The organism is Nonomuraea sp. NPDC004186 (genome assembly GCF_053603495.1).
Genome location: NZ_JBSGFQ010000102.1, coordinates 18,337 through 45,294 on the forward strand (window position 1 = coordinate 18,337; position 26,958 = coordinate 45,294).

Consider the following 26,958-nt stretch of genomic DNA (forward strand, 5'->3'; position numbering starts at 1 on the left):
CTCTTCGAGTTACACCAGCGGCCGCGCGGTCGGCAGGATCGGGTACGGCAGCGCCGTCTCCCCGGTCAGATACCGGTCCACGCCCGAGGCGGCGGCCCGGCCCTCGGCGATGGCCCACACGATGAGCGACTGCCCGCGGCCCATGTCGCCGGCCACGAAGACGCCGTCCACCTTGGACATGTACGTCTTGTCACGCGAGACGTTGCCCCGCGCGTCGTAGAAGCCGTCACCGCCGACCTCGGACAGGTCCTGCAGCAGCGAGCCCTTCTCCGGGCCGAGGAAGCCCATCGACAGCGTCACCAGCTCGGCCGGGATCTCGCGCTCGGTGCCCGGGATCGGCTTGAACCCGCCCTGCGGCCCCTCGACCTCGACCAGCCGCAGCGCCCGCACGTTGCCGTCGGCGTCACCGACGAACTCGGTCGTGGAGACCGCGTAGACCCGCTCTCCCCCGCCGTCGGCCAGCTCCTCGTGGGCGCTCTCCATCTTGAACAGGATCGGGAACGTCGGCCACGGCTGGCTGCCGGGCCTGCTCGCCGGCGGCTGCGGCATGATCTCGAGCTGGGTGACGGACGCGGCGCCCTGCCGGATCGCCGTGCCGATGCAGTCGGCGCCGGTGTCGCCGCCGCCGATCACCACAACGTGCTTGCCCTCGGCCGAGACGGGCGCGGTCTCGAAGTCGCCCTCCTGGACCTTGTTGGACAGCGGCAGGTACTCCATCGCCTGGTAGACGCCCTTGAGCTCGCGCCCGGTCACCGGCAGGTCGCGCCACTGGGTGGCCCCGCCCGACAGCACCACGGCGTCGAACTGCTCGCGCAGCTCGGCGGCGGTGATGTCGACGCCGACGTTCACGCCGGTGCGGAACTCGGTGCCCTCGGCCCGCATCTGCTCCAGGCGGCGCTCGATGTGCCGCTTCTCCATCTTGAACTCGGGGATGCCGTACCGCAGCAGGCCGCCGATCCGGTCGGCCCGCTCGAACACGACCACGTCATGCCCGGCCCTGGTGAGCTGCTGCGCGGCGGCCAGGCCCGCAGGGCCCGAGCCGACGACCGCGACCCGCTTGCCGGTCTTGACGGCCGGGGGCTGCGGGGTCACCCAGCCCTCGGCGAACGCCCGGTCGATGATCTCGACCTCGACCCGCTTGATCGCCACGGGGTCGGAGTTGATGCCGAGCACGCACGCCGCCTCGCACGGGGCCGGGCAGAGCCGGCCCGTGAACTCGGGGAAGTTGTTCGTGGCGTGCAGCCGCTCGATCGCCTCGCGCCAGTCGGTGCGGTAGACGAGGTCGTTCCACTCGGGGATGAGGTTCCCGAGCGGGCAGCCGTTGTGGCAGAACGGGATGCCGCAGTCCATGCAGCGGGCCGCCTGCTTGGTCAGCTTCTCCTGCGAGAAGTCCTGGTAGACCTCGCGCCAGTCGCTGATGCGGACGTCCACGGGGCGGCGCGCCGGCAGCTCCCGGTCGTGCGTGAGAAAACCCTTCGGGTCAGCCATTCGGTTACGCCTCCCTAGCTTTGAACCGCGGCCGCCATGACGGCCTCGTCGATGTCCCTGCCTTCGATGCGGGCGGCCTCGGCGGCGGCCAGCACCCGCTTGTAGTCGGTCGGCATGATCTTGCCGAACCGGCCCAGCGCCGCGTCCCAGTCGGCCAGCAGCTCCTTGGCGACCGGCGAGCCGGTCTCCGCGAAGTGCTTCTCGACGGTCTCCTTGAGGAACTCGCCGTCCTCCTCGGTGAGCGTCTCGATGGCGACCATCTCGCGGTTGACCCGCTCCGACCTGAGGTCGAGCAGGTAGGCGATGCCGCCCGACATGCCGGCCGCGAAGTTGCGCCCGGTCGGGCCGAGGACGACGGCCCGGCCGCCGGTCATGTACTCGCAACCGTGGTCGCCCACGCCCTCGACGACCGCCGTGGCGCCGGAGTTGCGCACGCAGAACCGCTCGCCCACGACGCCGCGGATGAACACCTCGCCGGACGTGGCGCCGTACAGGGCGACGTTGCCGGAGATGATGTGGCCGTCGAGCGGGGCCTCCTCGTGCGGCCGGACGGTGATCCGCCCGCCGGACAGGCCCTTGCCGAGGTAGTCGTTGGCGTCGCCGGTCAGCCGCAGCGTGACGCCGCGCGGCACGAACGCGCCGAGCGAGTTGCCCGCCGAGCCGGTGAACGAGATGTCGATCGTGTTGTCGGGCAGGCCCTGGCCGCCGTACCGCTTGGTCACCTGGTAGCCGAGCATGGTGCCGACCGTGCGGTTGACGTTGCGGATGGGCAGCTCCAGCGTGACCGGGGTGCCCTCGTTGAGCGCGCCCTCGGCGAGCTGGATCAGCGTGTTGTCCAGCGCGTGCTGCAGACCGTGGTCCTGCTCGACGACCCTGCGCAGCACGGTGCCCGCGGGCAGCTCGGGCCGGTGCAGGATCGGCGCCAGGTCGAGGCCGCTGGCCTTCCAGTGGTCCTCGGCCGCCGACATGTCGAGCATCTCGACGTGCCCGATCGCCTCGTCGAGCGTGCGGAAGCCCAGCTCGGCCAGGTATTCGCGGATCTCCTCGGCGATGAACTCGAAGAAGTTGACCACGAACTCCGGCTTGCCGCTGAAGCGCTTGCGCAGCTCCGGGTTCTGCGTGGCGACACCCACGGGGCAGGTGTCGAGGTGGCAGACCCGCATCATGACGCAGCCGCTGACGACGAGGGGCGCGGTGGCGAAGCCGTACTCCTCGGCGCCGAGCAGCGCGGCGATGACGACGTCGCGGCCGGTCTTGAGCTGGCCGTCGACCTGGACGACGATGCGGTCGCGCAGGTCGTTCAGCAGGAGCGTCTGCTGGGTCTCGGCCAGGCCGAGCTCCCACGGCGCGCCCGCGTGCTTGAGCGACGTGAGCGGCGAGGCGCCGGTGCCGCCGTCGTGCCCGGAGATGAGCACCACGTCGGCGTGCGCCTTCGACACGCCCGCGGCGACCGTGCCGACGCCGACCTCGGCGACCAGCTTCACGTGGACCCTGGCCTCCGGGTTGGAGTTCTTCAGGTCGTGGATGAGCTGGGCCAGGTCCTCGATCGAGTAGATGTCGTGGTGCGGCGGCGGCGAGATGAGGCCGACGCCCGGCGTGGAGTGCCTGGTCTTGGCGATCCACGGGTAGACCTTGTGGCCGGGCAGCTGGCCGCCCTCGCCGGGCTTGGCGCCCTGGGCCATCTTGATCTGCAGGTCGGCCGCGTTCACCAGGTATTCGCTGGTGACGCCGAACCGACCGGAGGCGACCTGCTTGATCGCGGACCTGCGGGTGGCGTCGTAGAGCCGCTCGGGGTCCTCGCCGCCCTCGCCGGTGTTGGACTTGCCGCCGAGCCGGTTCATCGCGATGGCGAGCGTCTCGTGCGCCTCCATGGAGATGGAGCCGTACGACATCGCGCCCGTCGAGAACCGCTTGACGATCTCCGAGGCGGGCTCGACCTCCTCGATCGGGATCGGGGCGCCCTTGCGCAGCTTGAACAGGCCGCGCAGGGTCATCAGCCGCTCCGCCTGGGAGTCCACGAGGTTCGTGTACTCCTTGAAGATCTCGTAGCGGCGGGTCCTGGTGGCGTGCTGCAGCTTGAAGACGGTCTCGGGGTTGAACAGGTGCGGCTCGCCCTCGCGCCGCCACTGGTACTCGCCGCCGACCTGGAGCCTGCGGTGGGCGTTCTCCGCGCGCGGGTAGGCGTGGCGGTGCCGCTGCGCGACCTCCTCGGCCAGCACGTCGAAGCCGACGCCGCCCAGGCGGGAGGTGGTGCCGGTGAAGCAGGAGTCGATGACCTGCTGGCTCAGGCCGAGCGCCTCGAAGATCTGCGCGCCGGTGTAGGAGGCCACCGTGGACACGCCCATCTTGGACATGACCTTGATGACGCCCTTGCCGTACGCCTTGATCAGGTTGCGCACGGCCTTGCGCTTGTCCATCTGGAGGGCGCCGGTGTCGACCAGGTCCTCGATGGTCTCGATCGCGAGGTACGGGTTGATCGCGCCGGCGCCGTACCCGATGAGCAGCGCCATGTGGTGGCACTCGCGGGCCTCGGCGGTCTCGACCACGAGCCCGATCTTGGTGCGGGTCTTCTCCTGGATCAGGTGGTGGTGCACCGCGCCGGTCAGCAGCAGCGCCGGGATCGGCGCCAGCGTCTCCGACGAGCCGCGGTCGGACAGCACGATGATCCGCGCGCCGCCCGCGATCGCCTCGGACGCCTCGGCCCTGATCTCCTCCAGGCGGCTCAGCAGCGCCTCGCCGCCGCCGGCGACCTCGTACAGGCCGCTGATGACGTACGGGTGGAAGCCCGGCAGGTCGTGCTCGTCGTTGATGTGGATGATCTTGGCGAGCTCGTCGTTGTCGATCACCGGGTACGGCAGCACGAGCTGGCGGCACGACGACGGACCCGGGTCGAGCAGGTTGCCCTCGGGACCGATGGTGCTGGCCAGCGACGTGACCAGCTCTTCACGGATGGCGTCCAGCGGCGGGTTCGTGACCTGCGCGAACAGCTGCGTGAAGTAGTCGAACAGGAGCCGCGGCTTCTCGCTCAGCACGGCCACGGGCGTGTCGGTGCCCATGGAGCCGATCGGCTCCTGGCCCGCCTTGGCCATCGGCGACAGGATGATGCGCAGCTCTTCCTCGGTGTAGCCGAAGGTCTGCTGCCGCTTGACGAGCGCCTCGTGCGTGGGGATCTCCCGCTGCCGCGCGGGCAACTCCTCGAAGCGGACGAGCCCCGCGTGCAGCCAGTCCTCGTACGGGAGCTCGGCGGCCAGCTCGGCCTTGATCTCGTCGTCCTCGATGATCTTGCCGCGGGCGGTGTCGATGAGGAACATGCGGCCCGGCTGCAGGCGGCCCTTCCTGACCACGTCCTCGGGCTTGAAGTCCAGCACGCCGGCCTCGGAGGCCAGCACGACCAGGCCGTCGGCGGTCACCCAGAAGCGTCCGGGGCGCAGGCCGTTGCGGTCGAGCACGGCGCCGGCCAGCGTGCCGTCGGTGAACGTGATCGACGCGGGGCCGTCCCAGGCCTCCATCATCGAGGAGTGGAACTCGTAGAAGGCCCGGCGCGCGGGATCCATCTCGGTGTGGTTCTCCCACGCCTCCGGGATCATCATCAGCACGGCGTGGGGCAGGCTCCGGCCGCCGATGTGCAGGAGCTCCAGGGCCTCGTCGAAGCTGGCGGTGTCGCTGCCATCTGGGTCACAGATGGGGAAAAGTCGTGAAATATCGCCCGGGATGTGGGCGGACTCCAGCATCGCCTCGCGGGCCCGCATCCAGTTGCGGTTGCCCTTGACCGTGTTGATCTCGCCGTTGTGGGCGATGTAGCGGTACGGGTGGGCGAGCGGCCAGCTCGGGAACGTGTTGGTGGAGAAGCGCGAGTGCACCAGCGCGATCGCCGTCTCGTAACGCTCGTCGCTCAGGTCGGGGAAGAACGGCTCGACCTGGTCGGGCGTGAGCATGCCCTTGTAGACGATCGTCCTGGCGGACAGCGAGGGGAAGTAGACGTCCGCCTCGTGCTCGGCCCTCTTGCGCAGGCAGAACGCCAGCCGGTCGAGCTCCAGCCCCTCCCGGCCCTCAGGGTCGGTCACGAACAGCTGGGCGAAGTGCGGCATGACGGCCCTGGCGCTGGGCCCGGGCAACTCGCGGTCGACCGGCAGCTCGCGCCAGCCGAGCACGGTGAGGCCTTCCTCGGCCGCGATCTCCTCGATCAGGCCGGTGGCGATGCCCCTGGCCTGCTCGTCGAACGGCAGGAAGGCGATGCCGGTCGCGTACGCGCCGGCCGGGGGAAGCGCGAACGGCACGCTCGCGCGGTAGAACCCATCGGGAATCTGCGTCAGGATCCCGGCTCCGTCGCCGGTGTCCGGCTCGCTACCCTTGGCCCCCCGATGATCAAGATTGCACAGAGCCGTCAGCGCCTTGACCACGATCCCGTGCCCACGGCGTCCAGCGACGTCGGCAACCATGGCGACACCGCAGGCATCATGCTCGTTGGCGGGGTGGTACAGGCCCTGGGGCTCGGGGAACCCGAGGTGGGCAGCAGGCATTTAATCCCTCCCGTCGTCATCGTCTGTCTCTAACTGCGCTACAGGCGGGGACGACGTTGGCCCTGCTGCATATCGTGGGTAGAGGTTACCGCACGCTGCCGGAATGGTGCCCGGCACGTCCGCATTGCGAACATTGGGGCCTATCCCAGCATCCGAACTCCCTATCCCAAACCCCGGACGTAGGCAAAGAAATTCCCGCTACACGTCCACGATTTACGGCATGGGGAGCGATTCGTCCCCACTCCACCCCCCGCCCAAACCCCAACCCGACCAATCCGCCCGCACACCACCCCGCCCACCCCCAGATTTCACCCCCGCGCCGCCCCGATCACCCGCCCACCTCACCCACCCGCCACCACGACCACTCCACCACCCCACCCAAGCCCTGCGACACTTCCCCCACGCCTCACCGGAGGCACCGCCGCCCCGCCGCAATCACCCACCGCACTACCCACGAGCCACCACCATCGCCCGCTCCTCAGCCGGCACACCGCCGCGATCACTCCCCCGCTTCACCCACGCCCTGCCACCATCCCCCGCTCCCCACCTGACGCGCGCCACAACCCACTGCCCCCACCCCAGAGCCACCACAATCCGCCGTTCCTCAACCGGCACACCGCCGCGATCACTCCCCCGCCTCACCCCCGCGCCACCGCCCACGGCCCTCATGACTCCCACCCACCACCACAGCCACCCCGCTTTGACTGCCACCACATGTCGCGACGCCAGCCAACTCCGCGACGACCTCCCTCACCACGGAACCACCCGCTCGGACCCTCACCGCCGAACCCACCTGCCCAGACCTTCCCCACCGCCGAGCCACCCGCTCACGCCATGACCGCGAGAGAGCAGGGCCGCCTCCCCGCACGGGCACATGGCCGGGCCACGGACGCCACCACCTCGCACGGACGGGTGGCCGGGCCGGGGACACCGACGCCTCGCACGGACACGCGCTCGGGCTGTCCACCCTCGTACCTCGATAGGGTTGCCCTCGTGACTCCTCCGCTCCTCGAAGGGAGCGGCTTCTCGCCAAGCCGCCTGCGCAGCGTCGCGAAGCTCGATCGACGCGCCGACATCGACATCGCCGTCGTCATCGACGTGCGCACAGTGCGAGCGACGAGAACACACACGGGAGATGCCGGCAGCCCCGTGCACAAGCACCGTCACCGACACCCCCCGACCCACGTCCAGGATCGATCCACTCAATCTCGCTCCAGACATACCGGCGACGTCACACCCGGTCCGATCGATCACGCCGTACGCCTGCTCACCGGTGGGGCACAGCAGGAACGCGGACGATCCGTGCACCACCACCTCCCACCCTCAGTAACGAGACCATCACGCTATCGGCATGCGCCGACAAAATCTGGAGGGAGGGAGCGCGGACTCCTCCGCCGGCCGAGGCAGGCAGCGGAGTCCGCGCGGATCTGATGGAGCGTGACGGGGTAGAGCGCCTGCTTGCGGAGGCAGGGCCGGACAGCAGGCGGTTGCGGCACGCCCTGACCCTCCTGTGCGACGCCCAGTGGTGGACGCTGGCCGACCTGGTCAGGGAGACCGCCACGTCCAGGCGTACCGTCGAGGCCCTCCTGCGCGAGCTCCCCCTGGAGCGGAAGGGCGAGGCGTTCCGGATCCCGCTGACCCACACCAACGACTACCAGGACCTCCTCGCGCTGGCCCCGCCGCCGGAGGATCCGGTGGCCCACCTGCTCCCCCACTACGCTTCCGAGCTCGCTCGCCTCAAAGACCTCGTGGCCCGGGCTCCGCGCGCCCGCCACGTGCTCGACCACGTCTCGGCCACCCCCGAAACGATCCTGAGGCGGGCGCTGCTGCTCGGCGCCCGCTTCTGGCTCCCCGGCACGCGCCTGCTGTGCGTCGGCGACCACGACCTGACCTCGCTGGCCGTCAAGCTGATCCATCCGGAGACCGACGTCACGGTGGTCGACATCGACGAGCGCATCCTGGCGTACATCGACGCCCAGCGCCTGGGCGTCCGCACCCGCTGGGCCGACCTGCGCCTCGGCCTGCCCGCGTCCGCCCGGGACCACGACCTCGCGCTCACCGACCCGCCGTACACGCCGGAGGGCACGGGCCTGTTCGTGGCGCGCGCCGCCGAGGCGCTGACGGACAACGGCCGCATCCTGCTCGCGTACGGAGCCAGCGAACGCACCCCGATGCTGGCCTTCAAGGTCCAGCAGGCCCTGGCGGACCTCAACCTCGCCTACGAAGCCATCTATCCTGACTTCAACCGATATTTCGGGGCAGAAGCTATCGGCTCGGCCGCAGACATGTACATCCTCCGCCCCACCACCAAGACGCGCCCGGCCGTGACGTCCCGCCTGAGCCGTCAAACCACCACTATCTACACCCAAGGCCCACAATCGGTCGAAAGCGCCCATAACGTCCTCTCAGCCCCGCAGGAGGCCATCCAGGGCTTCGACCCCGACCTGCTGGTGGGCGAATGGCCCAAGGACCTCACCGAGCCCCGGGTCCGGCTCTCGACCTGGCTCTCCAAGCCGTACGCCGCCACCCTGGACCGCGTGGCCGTGGCCCTGCCCCCGGGCCTGGAGGCCGCCCTCCCCCGCATCCTCCTGGCGACCCGCGCCTCCCACGTACGCGTCGTGGGCTCCGACCTCCCGCCGCTGCCTGACGTGCTGTCCACCGTCTACAAGCTGAGCGCCGGCGGCGACGTCCTGGACGCCGTACGCCTGCCACAACCGCCCGGCGACGCGGCCTCGGTACTGCGCAGGATCCTGGACAACGGGCACGCCAAGCTGGCCAACACATGGCGCGAGGCCCTCATCGCGGTGGCCCGTACCCAAGGCTCGACCCTGACCAAGAACGAGGCCCGCACCCTCATCGCCGAAGCCGCGCCCTGGTCGGAAGCCCTGACCCCCCTGGACGCCCCCCTCCACCGCCTGTCCGCCCTCCCCGAAGCAGTCACCACAACCATCTCGGCCCTGACCACAACCACCTGACCCGGGAAACCCCGCCCTCCGAGGAGTCCGGGCTTCCAGCCACTGCCAAAGCCAGGCCGATGCGCCACGGCCAAGTCCAGCCGAGGCCGGGCCCAGTCAGGCGGAGTCCAGCCAGGTGGAGTCCAGTGGAGGTCGAGGCCAGCAGCAGGCCGATGCCGCAAGTCGCCCTGATCGCCGCCACAGTCGCGGGTCCCGGCCACCATCGCAGTCAGGGGTCGCCATCGCAGTCGCGGCTTCCGCCTCTCTCAGGGGTTGCCATCGCAGTCGCGGCCGCCGCCCCGAGTCGCCACCACAGGAGCGGGTCGCCATCGGAGGCGGGTGGGTGGCGGTGGCTTCAGGTTGCGGCGACGATGCGGCCCTGGACTACGCGCCCCAAACCGTCCAGCGCCACGAGGGTGGCCACCAGGTCCTGGGCGGGCGCCGATCCTCCGGCCCAGCTCACAGTCACGTAGTGGCCCATCGCCCGCGCCTGGGCACGGCTGCCGACCGGCTCGAACGCGATGTCCTGCCGTACGAAGCCATCCTTGCCCAGCGCCGACACCAGCGCGTCAGCCGCCCGCCCGTCGCTCAGGTTGAAGATGACGAACTGGCCCGCCACCGCACCCCCCTTGTACGTAGCCTGGAGCGCCTGCGTGCAGCCCGTGGCCGAGACCCCCCAGAGAACCTCGTCACAGTCGCTGAACTGCTGCGTGGCGTCCAGACGCATGGCGCCCAGGGTCTGGGTGGCCGGGGTGAAGACCTCGTTCAGGGTGAGAGGCGCGGTGTCGTTCTGGCGTTTGTCGATGGCGGAGTAGAAGGCGGAGGTGGGCTCAGCGTGGAAGCTGGCGGGCCTGGGATCCTCGCGCCGTAGCCACAGCCAACCGGTCACCGCGACGACCGCCACGACGGCGAGCCCCAAGGGAATAACAACACGACGCGACATCAGCAGGTCACCTCCGCAATCGCGACGACATCCCGTGGCCTCAGGCGGCCGCCCTCCACCATCACGGCAACTCCCCCAGGCCTCAGCCGACCGCCCTCAGTGATCGTGACGTCATCCCGAGACCCCGGGCGAGCGCCCTCCACGATCACGACGACTCCACGGGGCCCCAGCCGACCGCCCTCAGCGATCGTGACGACATCCCCAGGCCCCGAGCCGCCGCCCTCCACCATCGCGGCAACTCTCCCGGACCTCAGGCAGCAACCGTCCTTGGCGATCGTGATGACGTTACGGGAGCGGTGCCAGGGGCGGGTGTTGTTCGGGGGTATGTGGTTCGGCATCAGGAGGACGGTCCGGTGATCGTGACGACGCGGCGGTAGACGGCCTTCTCCGCGCCGCGCAGCGCCAGAGTGAGTGAGACGAAGTCGTCCTTGGGTCCGGGATCCGCGCCGTCGGTCTTCCCCAGCCACACCAGGCCGACGTAGTGGCCGAGGGCGTAGCCGCCAGCCTCGGAGTAGCCGCCGGCGGGGAAGGCGGCCTTGGCGGACTCCAGGGGGCGCGTCCAACCGCCCCGGTAGAGCGTCTTCAAGGACTCCACCAGGTCGGCGGCCGACTTGCCGTCCTTGAGGTTGAGCAGCGTGTACTGGCCGATGTACCGGCCGTCGGAGCTCGCGTAGAGGCCGCGGGCGACTTGAGTGCATCCGGCGTCGGACACCAGTTCGAGGAGGTTCGCGCCCCACAGCGCCGCCGAGCAGTCGGAATCGAGTTTCTTGGTGACCAGCTTGAGCTTGAGCTTCTTGGACACGGCGAGCTCGCTCTGCCCGAACACCTCCTTCTCGGTCAGGGCCCGCTGGTCCTTGGCCCTGTCCGTGACGGGGTCGAACAGCTTGGGCGAACCCCACCCCCGGAAGACGTGCGGGAGCGCCGTGTCCGGCGCGATCATGGAGGAGCCGGCCTGCCGCTGCGGGGAGTAGCCGCCGATGGAGTTGATGGCGACCACCAGCCCGGCCCCGCCCGCCAGCACGCCGACGATCGTGGCGATGATGACGATCAGCCGCTGGTGCTTGGGCTGCAAGCCCATGTGGGTGAGCAGCGGGAGTTGCCAGTCAGAAGGCGGCGGACGCCGTCGCGTACGCGAGAACTTCCCAGGCCGCCCGTCACCATCGGCCTTCCCGTCGCGAGTCTCAGAAGTCGCAAATCCACCGTCGGCCCCGAAGCCCAATGGACCGTCGTCGGCCAACCGATCGTCCTCGGCCCCGAGCACTGACCAACCACCATCGGCGCCGGCCACCAATCGGCCGCCTTCGGCACCTGCTGCCGAGCGGCCGCCTTCCGTCCCAGCCACCGCGCGACCGCCGTCGGTCTCAGCCGCCGAACGGCCGCCATGGGCCGCCGCCGAACGACGACCGCGGCCTCCGGATGCCGAACGGCCTCCATCGGTCTCGGCCGCCGAACGTCGGCCGCCGGATCTGCGGGGTCGGGTCCCCTCGGTGACGGACCGCATACCGCTGACCGCCCAGTCACCGCCGACCGCATCGGCCGCGGGCTCGTCGCCGCCGGCCGCCCAGTTTCCGAGGTCGCCGTCTGCTGCCCAGTTTCCGCGGTCGCCGCCGCTCGCCGACTGGTCATCCGCGCCGTGGCTCGTCTTCGCCCGCCTGCGCCCGGAACGCCTTTCACCGCTCTTACCGGACGGCAACCGCCCGCCGCCGGTCGCCTCGGCCAACAGCTGACCATCGTCGCCCTGGCCTCCGGCAGTCCAGCCACCGCCGCCGACTCCAGCCCCGCCAGCACCCACCCCGCCAGCGGCACCAGGACCAGTGCCAGGCCTGGCAGCGGCACCGGCACCAGCACCGGCGCTGGGCCTACCCTCGTCGCCAGCGTGCCGGCCACCTACACCCGGCGTCGGCTGGCCGTCGCCGCTCGGCTGCCAGCCACCGTCCGCGCCTGCCGCCGGCCAGCCGCCAGCTGCTTGGCCTCCACCGTCCGGGTCTACGGACGGCCGGGCGTGACCGGCCCGCCCCGAGTCGGCCGCGCCCGCCGACCGGCGACCACCGGCACGACGGCTGCCTCGCCCCTCCAACGCGGGCCGACCGCCGCCGCCGGTACGGCCGGCGTCATCCGAGCCTGATGCCCGGCGACCCCCGGCACCGCCGGTGTCCTGCGCCTCTCGAGCGGGCCAGCTGCCACCGGCGTCCTGGACATCCCGAGCAGGCCAACTACCACCCGCGTCCTGCAGGTTCCGCGCCGGCCAGCTGCCGCCCGCATCCTGCACGTCACGGGCCGGCCAGGTACCACCAGCGTCTGGAACGTCCCGCGCCGGCCAACTACCACCGGCGTCCTGCACATCACGCGCCGGCCAACTACCGCCGGCATCTGGAACATCCCGCGCCGGCCAACTGCCACCGGCGTCTTGAACGTCTCGCGCGGGCCAACTGCCACCAGCCGGGCCAGCACCATCCGAACCCGCCGCTCGGCGACCACCAGCACGGCCACCATCCCGAGCCGGCCAACTCCCGCTCGTGTCCTGGACATCACGGGCCGGCCAGCTACCACCCGCGTCCTGCACCTCTCGCGCGGGCCAACTGGCACCAGCCTGGCCGGCACCATCGGCACCCGACGCCCGGCGGCCACCAGCACGACCGGCATCCTGCACGTCCCGCGCGGGCCAGCTACCGCCGGCGTCCTGCACATCCCGAGCAGGCCAACTGCCACCAGCCGGGCCAGCACCATCCGAACCCGCCGCCCGGCGACCACCAGCACGGCCACCATCCCGAGCCGGCCAACTCCCGCTCGTGTCCTGCACATCACGCGCCGGCCAGCTACCACCCGCGTCCTGCACCTCTCGCGCAGGCCAACTACCGCCGGCCCGGCCGGCGGCGGCGTTCGGGTCTGGGGTCGGATGGCCGGAGGCGGGGGTGGGATTGTCCTGGTCTCTGCCGGGAGAGCGGCCGCCGCGGGTGCGGCCCGTGCCGTCCTGGCCGTCCTGGCCGGAGGAGGATCTGCCGTGACCGCCCGAACCGGCTCTCCTGCGGGCCATCACAGGCCCGCCGCCCCGATCAGGTTGCCGAGGCCGAACGTGACCGCCGCGGCGATCACGCCCACCACGAGCTGGCGCAGCCCTGAGAACCACCAGCTGCGCGCCGTCACCGCCGAGACCAGCGCGCCCGCCGCGAACAGGGCCACGCAGGACACCGCGGCCGACAGCGCCAGGTCCCTGGCGCCGAGCAGGTACGGCAGCAGGGGCAGCACCGCCCCCAAGCTGAACGACAGGAACGACGACACCGCGGCCACCACCGGTGAGGGCAGCTCGCCGGGGGCGACGCCCAGTTCGTTCTGGGCGTGGACCTCCAGCGCGCGGTCCGGGTTGCGGGAGATCTGCCTGGACACCTCGGCGGCCAGGCCGGGCTCCACGCCCTTGTCGACGAACGTCTGTGCCAGCTCCGCCTGCTCGTCGTCAGGGTGGCGGGCGAGCTCGCGCCGTTCCACGGCGATCTCGGCCTGGGCCAGCTCGCGCTGGCTGGCGACCGAGACGTACTCGCCGCCCGCCATGGACAGCGCGCCGGCGGCGAGCCCGGCGACGCCTCCGAGGGCGATGACCTTCGTGTTGGTCGTCCCGCCCGCGACACCCGCGATGAGCGCGAAGTTCGACACCAGGCCGTCCATCGCGCCGAACACCGAGGGCCGCAACCAGCCTCCGGTGACGTCGCGATGCTGGTGGTGGATCTCCGCGCGACCACTCATCGCGAGTTCTTCTCCTTCGTCACGACTTCGGCGTCAGATGCCTCTACCCCGTCGGCGGGGGTCACATCATCCGCCGGCGGCGGGGCATCCTTCGCTCCGTCGTCCTCGGCCTTCTCGGCCTGCTCAGGCTTCTCGGCCTTTTCGGCACCCGGCACCGGAGCGTCCGTGACTTCCGCGTCCGTGGTCTTGTCGGTCTCCGGAGCCGGGTCGTCCGTGGCTTCGGGGTCCTTGGACGTATCGGCCGATGGTCGAGGGCTCGGAGCGTCCTCTCCGTCGTCGGCCGAGGTGGGCTCCTGCGTGTCCTCGGAGTCGGCGTCCGCCTGGTCGGCGGGGTGAGCCGGGTCGGCCGGGGCCACGATCTCCACGCTGTCCCGGTTCCTGGACAGCCAGAAGTACGCCAGCGCCGCCACGAACAGCACGATCGACGTCCACTGGTTGATCCGCAGCCCGAGGAACGTCACCGCGTGGTCCACGCCGCCGACCGGGTCGATGCGCAGCCCTTCGATCCAGAAGCGGCCCAGCGTGTAGCCGGCGACGTAGAGGGCGAACAGCCGCCCGTGGCGCAGGGCGAAGCGCCGGCCCGCGAAGAGGAGCACGAAGCCGAGCGCCACGTCCCACAGCGACTCGTACAGGAAGGTCGGGTGGTAGAGCACCCCCGGCTCGCCCCCGTGGTCGGCGTCGATCTCCAGGCCCCACGGGAGCGTGGTCGGCGAGCCGTAGAGCTCCTGGTTGAACCAGTTGCCCCAGCGGCCGATGGCCTGGGCGAAGGCGATGCCGGGCGCGACCGTGTCGGCGACGGCGCTCATGGAGATGCCGCGTTTGCGCACGGCGAACCAGACGCCGAGCGCGCCGAGTGAGATCGCGCCCCAGATGCCGAGGCCGCCCTCCCAGATGAACAGCGCCTGGATGGGCTCCTTGATCGCGCGGCTGCCGAAGTAGGTCTGCCAGTCGGTGATGACGTGGTAGAGCCGGCCGCCGATCAGGCCGAAGATGACCGCGGGGACCGCGATGTCGACGATCGTCCCCTTCTGGCCACCGCGGGCCTGCCAGCGCCGCTCGCTCAGCCAGACGGCGACGATGACGCCGAGCACGATGCATAGCGCATAAGCCCGGATCGGGATGATTCCGAGATACCAGACCCCCTGGGAAGGGCTGGGAATCGAGGCAAGGGGCATGTCACGTGAGGGTAGCGGAAGAGAGACTACTTGGCCGCCTTCGTAATCGCTTCGCGCAGATCTTGCGGGCTGAAGAGTACGGGATTGTCGATTTCCTTGCCGTTCAGTTTCACCGTCGGCGTATGGTCGATCTTCTGCGCATCGATGATCTTCTTGCTGTACGAGAGCTGCGCGTCGGCGTGCTTCTGCGTGGCGACGCACTGGTCGAAGCCCGGCGCGGTCACCCCGGCCTGCTTGCCCCAGTTCTTCAGCTGGTCGACCGTGAAGCCGGCCTCGGTCTCGGACGGCTGGTTCTGGTAGAGCAGGTCATGGAAGGCGACCCACTGCTTGCCGTCGGCGACACATCGGGCGGCACTGCCCGCGCGTACGGAGTTGGACTTGGTCGGCTCCTGGGAGAAGATCGTGATCGGGTGGTAGACGACCTTGGCCTTGCCCTCGGCGGCGAGGTTCTTGAAGGTCTGGCCGCTGACCCGCTCGAGCTCCTTGCAGGCGGGACACTGGAAGTCCTCGTAGATGTCGACCACGGGCCCGGCGACGCCCTGGTTGGCCATCACGACCGAGCCGTCGGGCTGCACCGTGACCGACGCGAGCGCTCCGGCGGCCTGCTCGGACTGCGAGTTGCTGGCCGCGTACCACCAGCCGAGCCCGACGGCGGCCACCGCGACCGCCCCGGCGGTCACGTACGTGGCGATGCGCCTGCGCCTTTCCCGCAGGCGTGCCTCGGCCTGCTGTTCCCTGATCTTCTCGCGCGCCGTCTTCGTCTTGGTGCGCTCAGCCTTGCTCATCGTCGTCATCCCCTTCAATACGATTGTCGCCCCCCAGTCCAAGGGCGCCGTCGAGCGCGAAACGGCCCGGCGGGAAACGCACCGCCCAGGCGCCGAGCAGCACGAGCCCGAAGTCGCGCAGGATGTCGAGCAAGTACGTCGGCTCCTCCCCTACCCCCAGCTGGCCGCCGCCACCGAAGCAGCCGCAGTCGATCCGCAGACCGTGCGCCCAGGCCCAGGCGATGCCGAACACGAAGGCGAACATGAGCAGCCCGGCGATCACCGCGGCCACCCTGGTCAGCAGACCGACGACCAGCAGCAGCCCGACGACGATCTCCAGGATCGGCAGGGCGTAGCCCACCGTGACGGCGATCGACTCGGGCAGCAGCTGGTAAGCCTTGACCGCCACGACCGAATCGGCCGGGTTTCCGATCTTGAGCCCACCCGCCGCGATCAGCACCCCGCCCAGGACCAGCCGGGCGACGGTCGTCACCCAGGGTATCGCCGAGAACTCTCTGCGTGACGATAGTGACGCGTCCACACGCCATCTCCTCTTTCTCTGCGCCGGGATGGGCACAGTATCGGGAATCCATATGACCACGCGGCGGATAAGCACCGGCTAAGCCGTGTTTCTTGCGGGAATTACGCAGTCAAGTAAAAATTTACTCATGCAAGTAACGGTCACGGGCTCCGCAAGACGAGCGCAGATCGTGACGGCGACCATCGCGACGATCGCCGAGCTCGGCTACCATCAGGCGTCGTTCGCCCGGATCGCCCGATCTGCCGGGCTCAGCAGCACGCGCCTGATCTCGTACCACTTCGCGGGCAAGGACGAGCTGATCGCTCAGGTGATCGCGACGATCCAGGGGCGGCTTTCGGCGTTCATGGCCGAGCGGGTGAGCACACAGCGCACGGCCGGCGCGGCGCTGGAGACGTACATCCGTTCCTTAGCGGCGTATGTCAGCGAGCACCGCGCCGAGATGCGCGCCGCCACGGAGATCCTCCTCAACCACCGCCCCGGGGCCACCGGCCTGTCGGCTCTGTCCCACCTCGAGCGGTTACTGGTCTGGGGGCAGGAGAGCGGCGAGTTCGGGGCGTTCAACGTGCGGGTGACCGCGATGGCGGTCCAGCGCGCGCTGGACGGGCTGCCGTTCCTGCTGGAGGCCGACCCCGACGCCGACCCGGACGAGTACGCCGACGGGCTGGCCGCGCTGTTCGCCAGGGCGGTCCGGGCCTGAGGGGCCCGCTCAGCCGCACGCGAACCTGGCCTCGCCCCAGTCGGCGTGGTCGTTGCCGTTCCCGTCGCCGCCGTCCCCGGCCACCAGGTCCACGTAACGGGCTCCGGTCAGGTCGGCGCTCAGCTCGTACGCCGCGTCGGCGGCCCGCAGGACCGGGCTGCGCGCCTTCTCCACCCCGTCCGCCACCACGGCGAACTGTACGGACCCCCGCGTGGCCTGCACGTCGTCGACCCCTACGAACGCCGTGAACCCCGTGCACGCGCCACCCAGGTGGAAGCGAACCCTGGCCGGCGCGTGCGTGCCGAGCCCCTTGGCGAACGTCCGCCCGCCGATGACGATCGGCCCGCCGTCGGCCTCGCCGGTGTCGCCGTTGGACCGGTCGCGCTCCACCGGCCCCCAGCCGTTGTCCGCGGTCACCCACTCCAGGTCGCTCGCGTAGGCGTCCTCCGCGGGCGGCCGGGGCGGCGTGCGCACGGTCGCGGACGCGGTGAGCCGCTTCGCCACGCCGCCCACGGAGTAGCCGGCCGCGGCCCCGAGCTCGTAGCTCCCGGAGGCGTCCGCGGGCGGGGTGACCTGCCAGGTCGTGGTCAACTTGGCGCCCGGCTCCACGACGCCGGTCCCGTCGCCGGTGACCGTCCACCCGTCCGGTACGTCCAGCGTCACCCGCACGTCCTGGGCCGTCGAGTCCTCGAGGTTCGTGAACGTGGTGACGACCTCGTTGGCCCTTCCCTGCTCGAAGACGCCGGCGGGCACCACCTCCAGCGACCCGCACGCCTGCGCGTCCGGCGCCGCGCCGAGGTCGGTCACGGAGAAGTCGTCGAGGACGAAGTCGGCCCCGGCCTGCTCGGCCTTGAGCGAGCGCAGCCCGACCCACACGTCCCCGCACCCCGCCACCACCCGCTCCCTGAACGTCCCCGTGGTCCGCCGCTCGGGGATGGGCGTGCGCCGCGTCTCGACGCCGGCGCCGCCCTTGTCGTAGCCGGTCACCCACTGGTACGCGTCCGCCTGCGCGCTCTGGTAGGCGAAGGACACCTCGTACGCGTGCCCCGGCTCGAACCGCGCGGTCCACGGCAACGTGCGGTAGATGAGCCCCTGGCGCTCCTCGTGCGCCTTCAGCGACCAGTCGCCGTTCAGCACGTCGTCGATCGTCTTGCCGTTCCACCCGGCCTGCGTGTACGGCTCGTGCCGCTCGGACAGGTGCGTGCGCGCGTCGAACGACCCGCCCGCGTCCCCCTTCACGAACGGCCCCCAGCCGGGCTCGTTCGACTCGAACGTCTCCACGTCACCGGCCGGCTCCCGCTCGAACAGCCGTACGTCGTCCACCCGCACGTCCCCGTCCGCGGCGGCGGCCGTGATCCGCAGCGTGGCCGACGTGCCGGGCGCGGTGAAGGTCACCTTGGCCCGCTGGAAGAAGGTGTCGTGCTTCTCGTCGGAGGCGATGTAGTTCCTGGCCGTGGACCGGCTGACGGTCACCGCCTGCCCGGCGACCTCCAGGGTGGTCTCGCGGGTCCTGCCCGGCTCGACCTCGACGAAGGCGGAGGCGGTGTAGGTGCGGCCGGGCCGCAGGCCCGTCAGCCGCTGCTCCAGCCGCGCCCGCGCCCCGCCGCCGAGCAGCGCCACCCGCTGGCCCAGGTCGTTCTCGCGGACGCTCACGGGGCCCGTGACGGTCCATCCGGCGAGCCGGTCGCCGTTGAAGCCGGGGTCGCGCACGCCGGCGCCCTGCCCCCAGTCCGGGTCCGGCTGCCGGGGCGCCTTGCCGGGATAGAGCACGTACGGCACGCCCGCCTCCGCCCGCAACGTGATCTTCCCGTGCTCCGGGGTGACCGTGCCGACCGCCACGCGGCCCTGGCCGGTGAGCCGGTAGACGGTCATCGGCCGGTCGGCGTCCCAGGTCGTCACCCCTCCCGCCGGGTTGTAGTGGTAGTACCTGCCCTGCCACGGCAGCAGGTAGGCGCCCCCGTCGAGCACCTTGTGCCTGCCGGCGAACAGCTCGCGCCTCCCGTCCCGGTACGTGCCCCGCACGCCGCCGGAGAAGACGATCTCGTCCGCGTTCCAGTCCATGATCTTGTAGTGCTGCAGGAACTTGACCGGCAGGTTGTGCTCCCAGATGTTGCGGTAGAACGCGGTGAAGTCGTTCTTCGCCTGCCAGCCCTCGAACTCGACGATGCGGGCGTTGCCGAGGATCGGGTGGGCGTTCCAGACGTCCTTCTCGTCGTTTCGGATGAACCGGATGATCTGGGAGTTCAGCCCCTTGTTGGTGACCCCGCCGTAGTTGAGGTCGTTGGCCCAGTGGGACCACAGGGACGCGCGTTCGAGCTTGTCCGACCACTCCGTGGTCACCTGCCAGCCCTGCTCGCGCAGCTCGGCCAGCGTCCGGTCGGCGACCCAGCCGAACGGCCTGAACACGTCCACGTACAGCACCGCGAGGTTGCGGTCGGTCTCGGCGCGCAGCTGCGCGAAGCGCCCGGCCAGGGTGCCTCTGGTGAGGTCGCCGCGCTGGTCGATCAGGTACGCCTGGTCGAGCCAGTTCCAGCCCTTGGCGGCCTTGTCGACGAGCTGCTCGCTGAAGTTCCTGGCCTCGGGGTAGGACTCGGTGGCGTTGACGTGCACGCCGAACGTGGCGTTCCAGCCCTTGCCGGCCTTGAGCAGCGTGTTCAGGTCCTTCAGCCCGCCGGCGCGCCGGTTGTAGTTGCCGCCGTAGTCGGGGTGCGCCGCGTCGTGGCCCTCCGACTGGTAGCCCTTGAGCAGCGCGAGCTGCCCGAGGCCGTCGGTGGCCAGCGAGATGCGCTTGACGTCGTCCAGGGTGCGCAGGAACGGGTGCGTGGCCTGGCTGGAGAAGTTGAACGGGATGTGCGTGACCACGCGGTCCCTGGTCCGCTCGGCGCCGGCCGCCTTGACGGCGACGGTCCTGAACGCCACCGCGCCGTCCTGCCAGTCGAGCGTCCCGTCGCCGTTGGCGTCGGGCGTGACCACGACCTTGGCCCAGGGCGGCTCCTCGGTGAACGGCGAGCCGGTCGCGCGGTGCGTCCACTGGCCGCTCCACACGCCCACGGAGACGGTGCCACCGGCGTCCTTCCTGGCCTGGTGCCAGAGCCTGGCGGCGTCCCGGTCGGTGACGCCCGAGGGGCGGTCGTAGGTGGAGTTCGTCTCGATCGCGGCGGCCAGCCGGTCGGTGTTCACGATCGCGTACGTGGCCCCGACCGGGCCGTCGTCGGGCGCGGTGCCCGGCGTGACCTGGGCGAAGACGTCGGCGGTGCGGGTGGAGTTGGGGTCCAGCCGGGTGAACGCGGTCGCCGCGCCCGGCTGCGCGCTCGACACCGACACCAGGTCATGGCCGGGCAGGTCGATGGTGTTGACGCGGAACGCCTCGGTGTCGGCCACCGAGTCGATCCGGAACGTCGTCACCCGGCCCTTGACGCCGATGCTCGCCCCGAGCGCGACGCCGCCGAGATCGGGGAAGGTCAGCCGGTAGCGGGCGGTCGCGCCGTCGTTCCCGGTCAGTGCCACGGTGGCGGCTCGCGCCTGGCCGTTGAGGACGACGGCGGGCACGCCCACGCTGCCGCCGAGCGTGGCGCCGCCGGCCCGGTCGGTGTAGCTCAGGACGCGCGGGAAGTCCGGGTCGAGCTCGACGCGCAGCGCCGGGGACGAGATCGCGATCGGCCGGGCCACCCGCGCGGGCCTGGGCGGCTCGTTCTGCGCGGTGGGGCTGGGCGGGGGCGTCCCGGTGGGCGGCGTCTCCGGGGACGGCAACTCGTACGTCGGGGTGGGCTCCGCGTCGGGCGGCGGGGTGGCCGCCGGTTCGGGGCTCGCAGACGCCGGTTCGGGGCCTACCGACACCGGGGCAGGACCGACGGACGCCGGGACGAGATCGGCGGACGCCGGGGCGGTCATGGCCGTGACCGCGAGTGCGAGGGCCGCTGCGAACGTGAGGGGGCTGGGACGCATCGGTGTCCTTTCGGGGTCGTGCGTCACACCGCTTCGGGGCCCCGATCATCACCCGCCCCGGACCGCACGCCAAGGACCTACGCGCCAAATCCTTGCAGCAATCCCGAAATTTCGTCACATAGGCGGTAAAGCGCCCTTACCGGCGGACCCCCTGGGCCATGTCCCTGGCCAGGGCTCCGATGGAGGCCCGGCCCTCGGCCTCGTCGGACGCGTCGAGGATGCGGCGGATGAACGCCGACCCCACGATCACCCCGTCGGCGTAGGTCGCCACCTCGGCCGCCTGCGCGCCCGTGCCCACGCCGAGGCCCACGCACACCGGCAGGTCCGTGTGCGCCCGGGTCCGCTCGACCAGGCCCTCGGCGGCGATGTTGACGCTCTCCCTGGCGCCGGTGACGCCCATCAGCGAGGCCGCGTACACGAAGCCCGTGCAGCAGTCGACGACGGCCTTGATGCGCTGCTCGGTCGAGCTCGGCGCCACCAGGAACACCGTGTCGATGCCGGCGGACGCGGACGCCGCCCGCCACGGCTCCGACTCCTCGGGCGTCAGGTCGGGCGTGATCGTGCCCACGCCGCCCGCGTTGGCGAGGTCGCGGGCGAACCGCTCGGCGCCGTACTTGTCGATGGGGTTCCAGTAGGTCATGACGAGCGTGGCGGCGCCGGTGGCGGCGACGCCCTCGACCGTGCGCAGCACGTCGGCGATGCGCGTGCCGTTGACCAGCGAGCGGTGCACCGCGTCCTGGATCGTCGGCCCGTCCATGAGCGGGTCGGAGTAGGGCAGGCCGATCTCGATGACGTCGCAGCCGGCCTCGACCAGGGCCGCTGCCGCGGCGACGTCGCCGCCCTTGGAGGGGAAGCCCGCGGGCAGGTAGCCGACGAGCGCGGCCCGGTTGTCCGCCTTCGCCTTGGCGAAAACCGTCTGAAGAGTCGTCATGTCTGTCCGTTTCGAAGGTCGAGTCCCACCAGTTATCCCCCGGCGCGGGACCCCACGCCGGGGTGGCGGCTCGTCAGAGGTTGAAGTATTTCATCGCCGTGCCCATGTCTTTGTCGCCGCGGCCGGAGAGGTTGACCAGGATGGTCGCCTCGGGGCCGAGCTCGCGGCCCAGCTCCAGCGCGCCCGCCAGGGCGTGGGAGGACTCGATGGCCGGGATGATGCCCTCGGTCCTGGCCAGCAGCGAGAACGCGGCCATCGCCGCGTCGTCGGTGACGCCGTGGTAGGTGGCACGGCCCGAATCCTTCAGCCAGGCGTGCTCGGGGCCGACGCCCGGGTAGTCGAGCCCGGCCGAGATCGAGTGGGACTCGATGGTCTGGCCCTCGTCGTCCTGCAGCACGTAGGTGCGCGAGCCGTGCAGCACGCCGATCGAGCCGGCCGTGAGCGTGAGCGCGTGCTCGCCGGACTCCAGGCCGCGCCCGGCGGCCTCGTAGCCGTGCAGCTGGACGCCCTCGTCACCGAGGAAGGCGTGGAAGATGCCGATCGCGTTGCTGCCGCCGCCGACCGCCGCGCACACCGCGTCGGGCAGGCCGCCGGTCAGCTCCTGGATCTGGCGGCGGGCCTCGACGCCGATGATGCGCGCGAAGTCGCGGACGATCTCGGGGAACGGGTGCGGCCCCGCGATCGTGCCGAACAGGTAGTGGGTGGAGTCGACGTTGGTCACCCAGTCGCGGAACGCCTCGTTGATGGCGTCCTTCAGCGTCTGGGAGCCGTTGGTCACCGGCACCACGATGGCGCCGAGCAGCTTCATCCTGGCGACGTTGAGCGCCTGGCGCTCGCAGTCGACCGCGCCCATGTAGATCACGCACTCCAGGCCGAGCAGGGCGGCCGCGGTGGCGGTGGCCACGCCGTGCTGGCCCGCGCCGGTCTCGGCGATCACGCGCTTCTTGCCCAGCCGCTTGGTCAGCAGGGCCTGGCCGAGCACGTTGTTGATCTTGTGAGCGCCGGTGTGGGTGAGGTCCTCACGCTTGAGCACGATCCTGGCGCCGCCGGCGTGCTCGCTGAAGCGCGGCACGTCGGTCAGCGTGGTCGGCCGGCCCGCGTACGTGCGCAGCAGATGGTCGAACTCCCGCAGGAACTCCGGGTCGTTCTTGGCCTTCTCGTAGACCGCGGCCACCTCGTCGAGCGCCGGGATGAGCGCCTCGGGGACGAACCGGCCGCCGAAGATGCCGAACTTGCCGTGCACGTCTGGGTCGTCGCCGAGCGGGCCGTTGCCCGTCAGGTCGGCGGCGGTCAGGATGGAGCCTTCGTGTGCCACTGCTATCCCTCTGCTGAGTGGTCGGGGCGCGTCGCTGGATGGGCGCCGGCGGTCACCAGGGCCTCCACTGCCTTGCGCGGGTCCTTGCCGGTGACCAGGCTCTCCCCGACCAGGACGGCGTCGGCGCCGGCCCTGGCATAGGCGAGCAGGTCGTGCGGGCCGCGCACGCCCGACTCGGCAATCTTGATCACATTATCGGGGATCTTGGGCGCCAGCTTCGTGAAGACCTCGCGATCGACTTCGAGTGTCTTGAGGTTGCGCGCGTTGATCCCGATGACCCGGGCACCGGCGGCGACCGCCCGCTCGAGCTCCTCCTCGGTGTGCACCTCGACCAGCGGGGTGAGCCCGATCGACTCGGCCCGCTCGATCAGCGACACCAGCGCCTCCTGCTCCAGGCAGACGACCATCAGCAGCGCCAGGTCGGCGCCGTGGGCCCGGGCCTCCCAGAGCTGGTAGGAGGTCAGGATGAAGTCTTTGCGCAGGATCGGGATGTCGACCCGGGCGCGAACCGCCGCCAGGTCTTCGAGGCTGCCGCCGAACTTGCGCCGCTCGGTCAGCACGCTGATGACGTGGGCGCCGCCCTCTTCGTAGTCGGCCGCCAGCGCGGCCGGGTCGGCGATGGCGGCCAGCGCGCCCTTGGACGGGCTCGACCGCTTGACCTCGGCGATCACCGAGATCCTGTCGCCCCCGAGCGCGGCCATGGCGTCCCTGGGCGCCTGGGCACGCTCGGCCCGCCGCTTGAGCTCGTCAATGGACACGGCCTGCTGACGTGCGGCGAGGTCGGCGCGCACCCCGTCGAGGATGTCGTCGAGGACACTCGGCCCTTCCGTCCGCTCACTCACGCGCTTGAGGTCCCTCCGGTCGACTGTGGGGGCGGCGGAGAGTTCGCGTCGCGTCCGCTCTCTGCCTTGTCCTGCGATGGTATCGGCCCGCACGGGGTCACCTCACCACAGGCCCCCCGGCTGGGAGTCCCTACGGAGCGAGGAACGCCCCGAACGGCAGGTTACGGACGACCCAGTAGACCATGACGAGGGCGAGGAACGCCCACAGCCACGCCGGATGGGCGAGCGTGGTGCGTCTCGGCCTGCCCTGCCAGGCGCGTACGACCCATCTCCCCCACCAGAACAGCAGGAACGGCATCATGGCCACGGCGAGAGGGTTCATCCCGAGCGCGGTGGCCGGGTCGAGATGGGCGAGCGCGTGGATGGTCCGCAGCGTGCCGCAGCCCGGGCAGTAGAGGTGGGTGAGCCACAGGAACGGGCAGGTCGGGTAGTGGCCCGGCTGGTTGGGGTCCACCATCCCGACGAACGCGAACACGGCGCCCGTCGCGCCCGCAACACCGAGCGGCGCGAGCAGGCCCTTGAGACGTGCCGCGCCGCGCCGCTCGGTTGTTGCGATGCTCATGCTCTCAGTATCCGCCTTCCGGCTCAGTAGCTCGAGCTCGGGACACTGGCGGCCAGGAGGACGAACACCACCACGTAGAAGAGGATGACCAGCACCCACCAGATGATGCCCGCGATCAACGACCGCTTCCACCAGGTCTTGGCCTCCTCGCTCGCCAGCGCGGCACCCTGGAAGTCGCCGATCTGCCACTTCGAGTTGACCTGCGAAGACTTGACGATCGACACGATGCCCAGGGGAAGGCAGCAGAACAGGGTGGTCAGGATGGCCGCGACCAGGTGGTTGTCCGGCGGGTTGCCACCGGCCGGGGGCTGCTGGCCGTAACCACCGCCGTAGCCGCCACCGCTCGGGGGCTGCTGGCCGTAGCCGCCACCGCTGGGGGGCTGCTGGCCGTAGCCGCCACCGCTGGGGGGCTGCTGGCCGTAGCCACCGCCGCCGCTCGGGGGCTGCTGGCCGTAACCACCGCCGTAGCCGCCACCACTCGGGGGCTGCTGGCCGTAGCCACCGCCGCCGCTCGGAGGCTGCTGGCCGTAGCCGCCACCACTCGGGGGCTGCTGGCCATAACCGCCGCCGGGCGGCTGCGAGCCGTAGCCGCCGTCGCCCTGATTGCCGTAACTCATGAAGGACCTCTCATGTTGTTATCCGTGGCAAGTTGCGCGCGGCAGCCTAGCGAGGATACGCCCCCTACGTGGAAGAACGTCCATTTTGCGGACAATTCGTAATCGGACCGCAAGCGGCTCGTCACGGTCCGGCCACACTCGCGGAGGGTTACCGGCCGGTTCAGTAGTCGTACGAGGACGACGTGGCGGCGGCGCTGAGCCCGATCATCGACAGGATGAGCCCGCCGAAGATGAGCCAGCACAGCACCCAGATCACGACGGTGATGTAGGACGTGACCAGACCGCCGACGGCCATGCCCGAGCCCTCCTCGCCGGTCTTCTTGATCCGGTTGAGGGCGATGTGGCCGAGGATCACGCCCGGGATGCTGGTGATCCCGCAGAAGATCAGGCCGATGATGCCCAGGACGAGCGAGGCCACCGCCATGCCGTTGGTCGACCTGGGCTGCTGGGGCGGCGCGCCGTAGCCGTAACCCTGCTGGCCGTAGCCCTGCTGACCGTAGGCCTGCTGGCCGTAGCTGGGGGGCTGCTGGCCGTAGCCGCCGGCGCTCGGGGGCTGCTGGCCGTAGCCGAGCGGCTCCTGCGGATAGCTGGGCGGCTGCTCCCCGTACCCGCCCTGGCCGTACCCGCCCGAGCTCGGAGGCTGCTGCCCGTAACCGCCACCCCCGGTCGGTGGCTGCTGCCCGTACCCACCCCCGTAGCTGGGCGGCTGCTGGCCGTAACCGCCGCCGCCGCTGGGGGGCTGCTGGCCGTACCCACCGCCGGGCTGCTGCGCGCCGTAGCCGCCGCCGCTGCCCTGATCCCCGTAGCTCATGCGCCTGGCTCCTAAGTGTTCGTGGCGAGTTGCAACGGCAGCTTATTGAGGAAACGTTTGCCAAGCAGACAGAGGTTCAGAACAGTAAAGAAATCGTCATAGCGCTGAGAGTCAGCGGGAGTCGGTGGGGTCGTCGCCGCGGTCGAGCGCGTCCCACAGCGCCCGGTCGTCCTTGACCTCGGCGCGGGCCTTGCCGGCGCCCCCATCGGCGCCCCCATTGGCGCCCCCGCCGGCGCCCGTCTCGGTGCCCCTGTCGTAGCGCGCCGACATGCCCGCCCACCTGCCGCCGCGCACGATCGCGACGATCCCGCCGGCGATCACCAGGACCGCTCCGGCGGCCGTGACCGCCGGCCAGAGCGGGGCGGCCTCCCAGGGGAGGTCGGCGGCGCCGCGCAGGACGTTCTGCTCGCGCAGCCAGCCGGTGACCGTGTCGCCGCCGAGCGCCGTCCACGTCCCGGCCGCCGCGCCCGCCCCGCACAGGGCGACCAGCGCCCCGACGACGCGGCGCCCCGCGCCCTTGGTGGCCAGCACGGCCACCACCCCGGCCAGCGCGGCCAGGGCGACGGGGGTCAGGACGGGGCTGAGCTCGGCTCCGGTGGGCGCGGCCACGCCCGGCTCCAGGATCCGCACCCAGGCCCGGCTCGCGCCGAACAGCACGAGCACGCATCCGAGGACGGTCGCCCCCAGCCAGCTCCACAGCTCTCTGTGCCCCATGCGGCCTGCTATCCGAGCGGGATCTCGAGCTGGTCGGCGTCGAAGCACGTGCGGTCTCCGGTGTGGCACGCGCCGTCGACCTGGTCGACCTTGACGAGGACGGCGTCGCCGTCGCAGTCGAGGGCCACCGCCTTGACGTGCTGGACGTGGCCGGAGGTGCCGCCCTTGACCCAGAGCTCGGCGCGGCTGCGGGACCAGTAGGTGGCCCGGCCGGTGGTGAGCGTCCGATGCAGCGCCTCGTCGTTCATCCAGGCCAGCATGAGCACCTCGCCGGTGTCGTACTGCTGGGCGATGGCGGCGACCAGGCCGTCGGCGTCGCGCTTCAACCGCGCGGCGATCTTGGGGTCAAGGGACATGCGTCCATTCAACCAGCCTGCCCGCGTGCCCGGTTGATCGGGCAC

General features: G+C 71.0%; 19 protein-coding genes. 2 read left to right on the forward strand and 17 right to left on the reverse strand.

All coding sequences use genetic code 11. From position 1 onward, the window contains the following. Positions 1-9: 9 nt before the first annotated feature. Both ACWEPL_RS50320 and gltB read right to left on the reverse strand, forming a co-directional pair. Positions 10-1,488, reverse strand: a complete 1,479-nt coding sequence (locus tag ACWEPL_RS50320) for a glutamate synthase subunit beta (protein WP_452440536.1) — start codon at positions 1,486-1,488, stop codon at positions 10-12. Positions 1,489-1,502: 14 nt separating this feature from the next. After that, a complete protein-coding gene (gene gltB, locus ACWEPL_RS50325) occupies positions 1,503-6,008 on the reverse strand; it encodes a glutamate synthase large subunit (RefSeq protein WP_452440537.1) in 4,506 nt (1,501 codons plus the stop codon). A 1,430-nt stretch (positions 6,009-7,438) separates the two neighbouring features. On the opposite strand from gltB, the gene ACWEPL_RS50330 reads away from it, so the two are divergent. Further along, positions 7,439-8,983 carry a bis-aminopropyl spermidine synthase family protein gene (locus ACWEPL_RS50330; protein ID WP_452440538.1) on the forward strand — a complete coding sequence of 515 codons (1,545 nt, stop codon included), beginning with the start codon at positions 7,439-7,441 and terminating at the stop codon, positions 8,981-8,983. 334 nt (positions 8,984-9,317) lie between these two features. On the opposite strand, the gene ACWEPL_RS50335 is transcribed toward ACWEPL_RS50330, so the two are convergent. The 6 genes from ACWEPL_RS50335 to ACWEPL_RS50360 form a co-directional block, all read right to left on the reverse strand. After that, complete coding sequence (locus ACWEPL_RS50335; protein WP_452440539.1) at positions 9,318-9,905, reverse strand: hypothetical protein; 588 nt, start codon at positions 9,903-9,905, stop codon at positions 9,318-9,320. 337 nt (positions 9,906-10,242) lie between these two features. After that, on the reverse strand, positions 10,243-10,983 hold the full coding sequence (locus ACWEPL_RS50340; RefSeq protein WP_363963778.1) for a hypothetical protein: 741 nt from the start codon (positions 10,981-10,983) through the stop codon (positions 10,243-10,245). A gap of 1,955 nt (positions 10,984-12,938) precedes the next feature. Next, a complete protein-coding gene (locus tag ACWEPL_RS50345) occupies positions 12,939-13,643 on the reverse strand; it encodes a VIT1/CCC1 transporter family protein (protein ID WP_355191814.1) in 705 nt (234 codons plus the stop codon). Then, positions 13,640-14,734, reverse strand: a complete 1,095-nt coding sequence (lgt, locus tag ACWEPL_RS50350) for a prolipoprotein diacylglyceryl transferase (protein ID WP_452440540.1) — start codon at positions 14,732-14,734, stop codon at positions 13,640-13,642. The genes ACWEPL_RS50345 and lgt overlap by 4 nt, the downstream gene beginning before the upstream one ends. Before the next feature lie 110 nt (positions 14,735-14,844). Next, positions 14,845-15,603 (reverse strand): DsbA family protein, encoded by a 759-nt coding sequence (locus ACWEPL_RS50355; protein ID WP_363963772.1) that lies wholly within the window; start codon positions 15,601-15,603, stop codon positions 14,845-14,847. Next, on the reverse strand, positions 15,590-16,075 hold the full coding sequence (locus tag ACWEPL_RS50360) for a MauE/DoxX family redox-associated membrane protein (protein WP_192792298.1): 486 nt from the start codon (positions 16,073-16,075) through the stop codon (positions 15,590-15,592). Before ACWEPL_RS50360 ends, ACWEPL_RS50355 begins: the two co-directional genes overlap by 14 nt. 217 nt (positions 16,076-16,292) lie before the next feature. Between ACWEPL_RS50360 and ACWEPL_RS50365 the strand changes: the two genes are divergently transcribed. Further along, complete coding sequence (locus ACWEPL_RS50365) at positions 16,293-16,820, forward strand: TetR family transcriptional regulator (protein ID WP_452440542.1); 528 nt, start codon at positions 16,293-16,295, stop codon at positions 16,818-16,820. Between the two features lie 9 nt (positions 16,821-16,829). Here the strand turns inward: ACWEPL_RS50365 and ACWEPL_RS50370 are convergent, their stop codons facing one another. From ACWEPL_RS50370 to hisI, 9 genes are all read right to left on the reverse strand, one after another. Next, a complete protein-coding gene (locus ACWEPL_RS50370) occupies positions 16,830-20,765 on the reverse strand; it encodes an endo-alpha-N-acetylgalactosaminidase family protein (RefSeq protein WP_452440543.1) in 3,936 nt (1,311 codons plus the stop codon). Between the two features lie 136 nt (positions 20,766-20,901). Next, positions 20,902-21,696, reverse strand: coding sequence for a tryptophan synthase subunit alpha (trpA, locus tag ACWEPL_RS50375; protein ID WP_452440544.1), 795 nt, complete (start codon positions 21,694-21,696; stop codon positions 20,902-20,904). Between the two features lie 73 nt (positions 21,697-21,769). Then, complete coding sequence (gene trpB, locus ACWEPL_RS50380; protein WP_452440551.1) at positions 21,770-22,993, reverse strand: tryptophan synthase subunit beta; 1,224 nt, start codon at positions 22,991-22,993, stop codon at positions 21,770-21,772. Between the two features lie 20 nt (positions 22,994-23,013). Beyond that, positions 23,014-23,853 carry an indole-3-glycerol phosphate synthase TrpC gene (gene trpC, locus ACWEPL_RS50385; protein ID WP_452440545.1) on the reverse strand — a complete coding sequence of 280 codons (840 nt, stop codon included), beginning with the start codon at positions 23,851-23,853 and terminating at the stop codon, positions 23,014-23,016. Positions 23,854-23,983: 130 nt separating this feature from the next. Further along, positions 23,984-24,415, reverse strand: a complete 432-nt coding sequence (locus tag ACWEPL_RS50390; protein ID WP_363963766.1) for a DUF2752 domain-containing protein — start codon at positions 24,413-24,415, stop codon at positions 23,984-23,986. Positions 24,416-24,438: 23 nt separating this feature from the next. Further along, positions 24,439-25,032, reverse strand: coding sequence for a CD225/dispanin family protein (locus ACWEPL_RS50395; protein ID WP_452440546.1), 594 nt, complete (start codon positions 25,030-25,032; stop codon positions 24,439-24,441). 160 nt (positions 25,033-25,192) lie between these two features. Beyond that, positions 25,193-25,843, reverse strand: coding sequence for a DUF4190 domain-containing protein (locus tag ACWEPL_RS50400; RefSeq protein WP_452440548.1), 651 nt, complete (start codon positions 25,841-25,843; stop codon positions 25,193-25,195). A 111-nt stretch (positions 25,844-25,954) separates the two neighbouring features. Next, the gene (locus ACWEPL_RS50405) at positions 25,955-26,557 is read right to left on the reverse strand and encodes a Trp biosynthesis-associated membrane protein (RefSeq protein WP_452440549.1); all 603 of its coding nucleotides are present in this window, start codon (positions 26,555-26,557) and stop codon (positions 25,955-25,957) included. An 8-nt stretch (positions 26,558-26,565) separates the two neighbouring features. Continuing rightward, a complete protein-coding gene (gene hisI, locus ACWEPL_RS50410; RefSeq protein ID WP_350726255.1) occupies positions 26,566-26,913 on the reverse strand; it encodes a phosphoribosyl-AMP cyclohydrolase in 348 nt (115 codons plus the stop codon). Between the last annotated feature and the right edge of the window lie 45 nt (positions 26,914-26,958).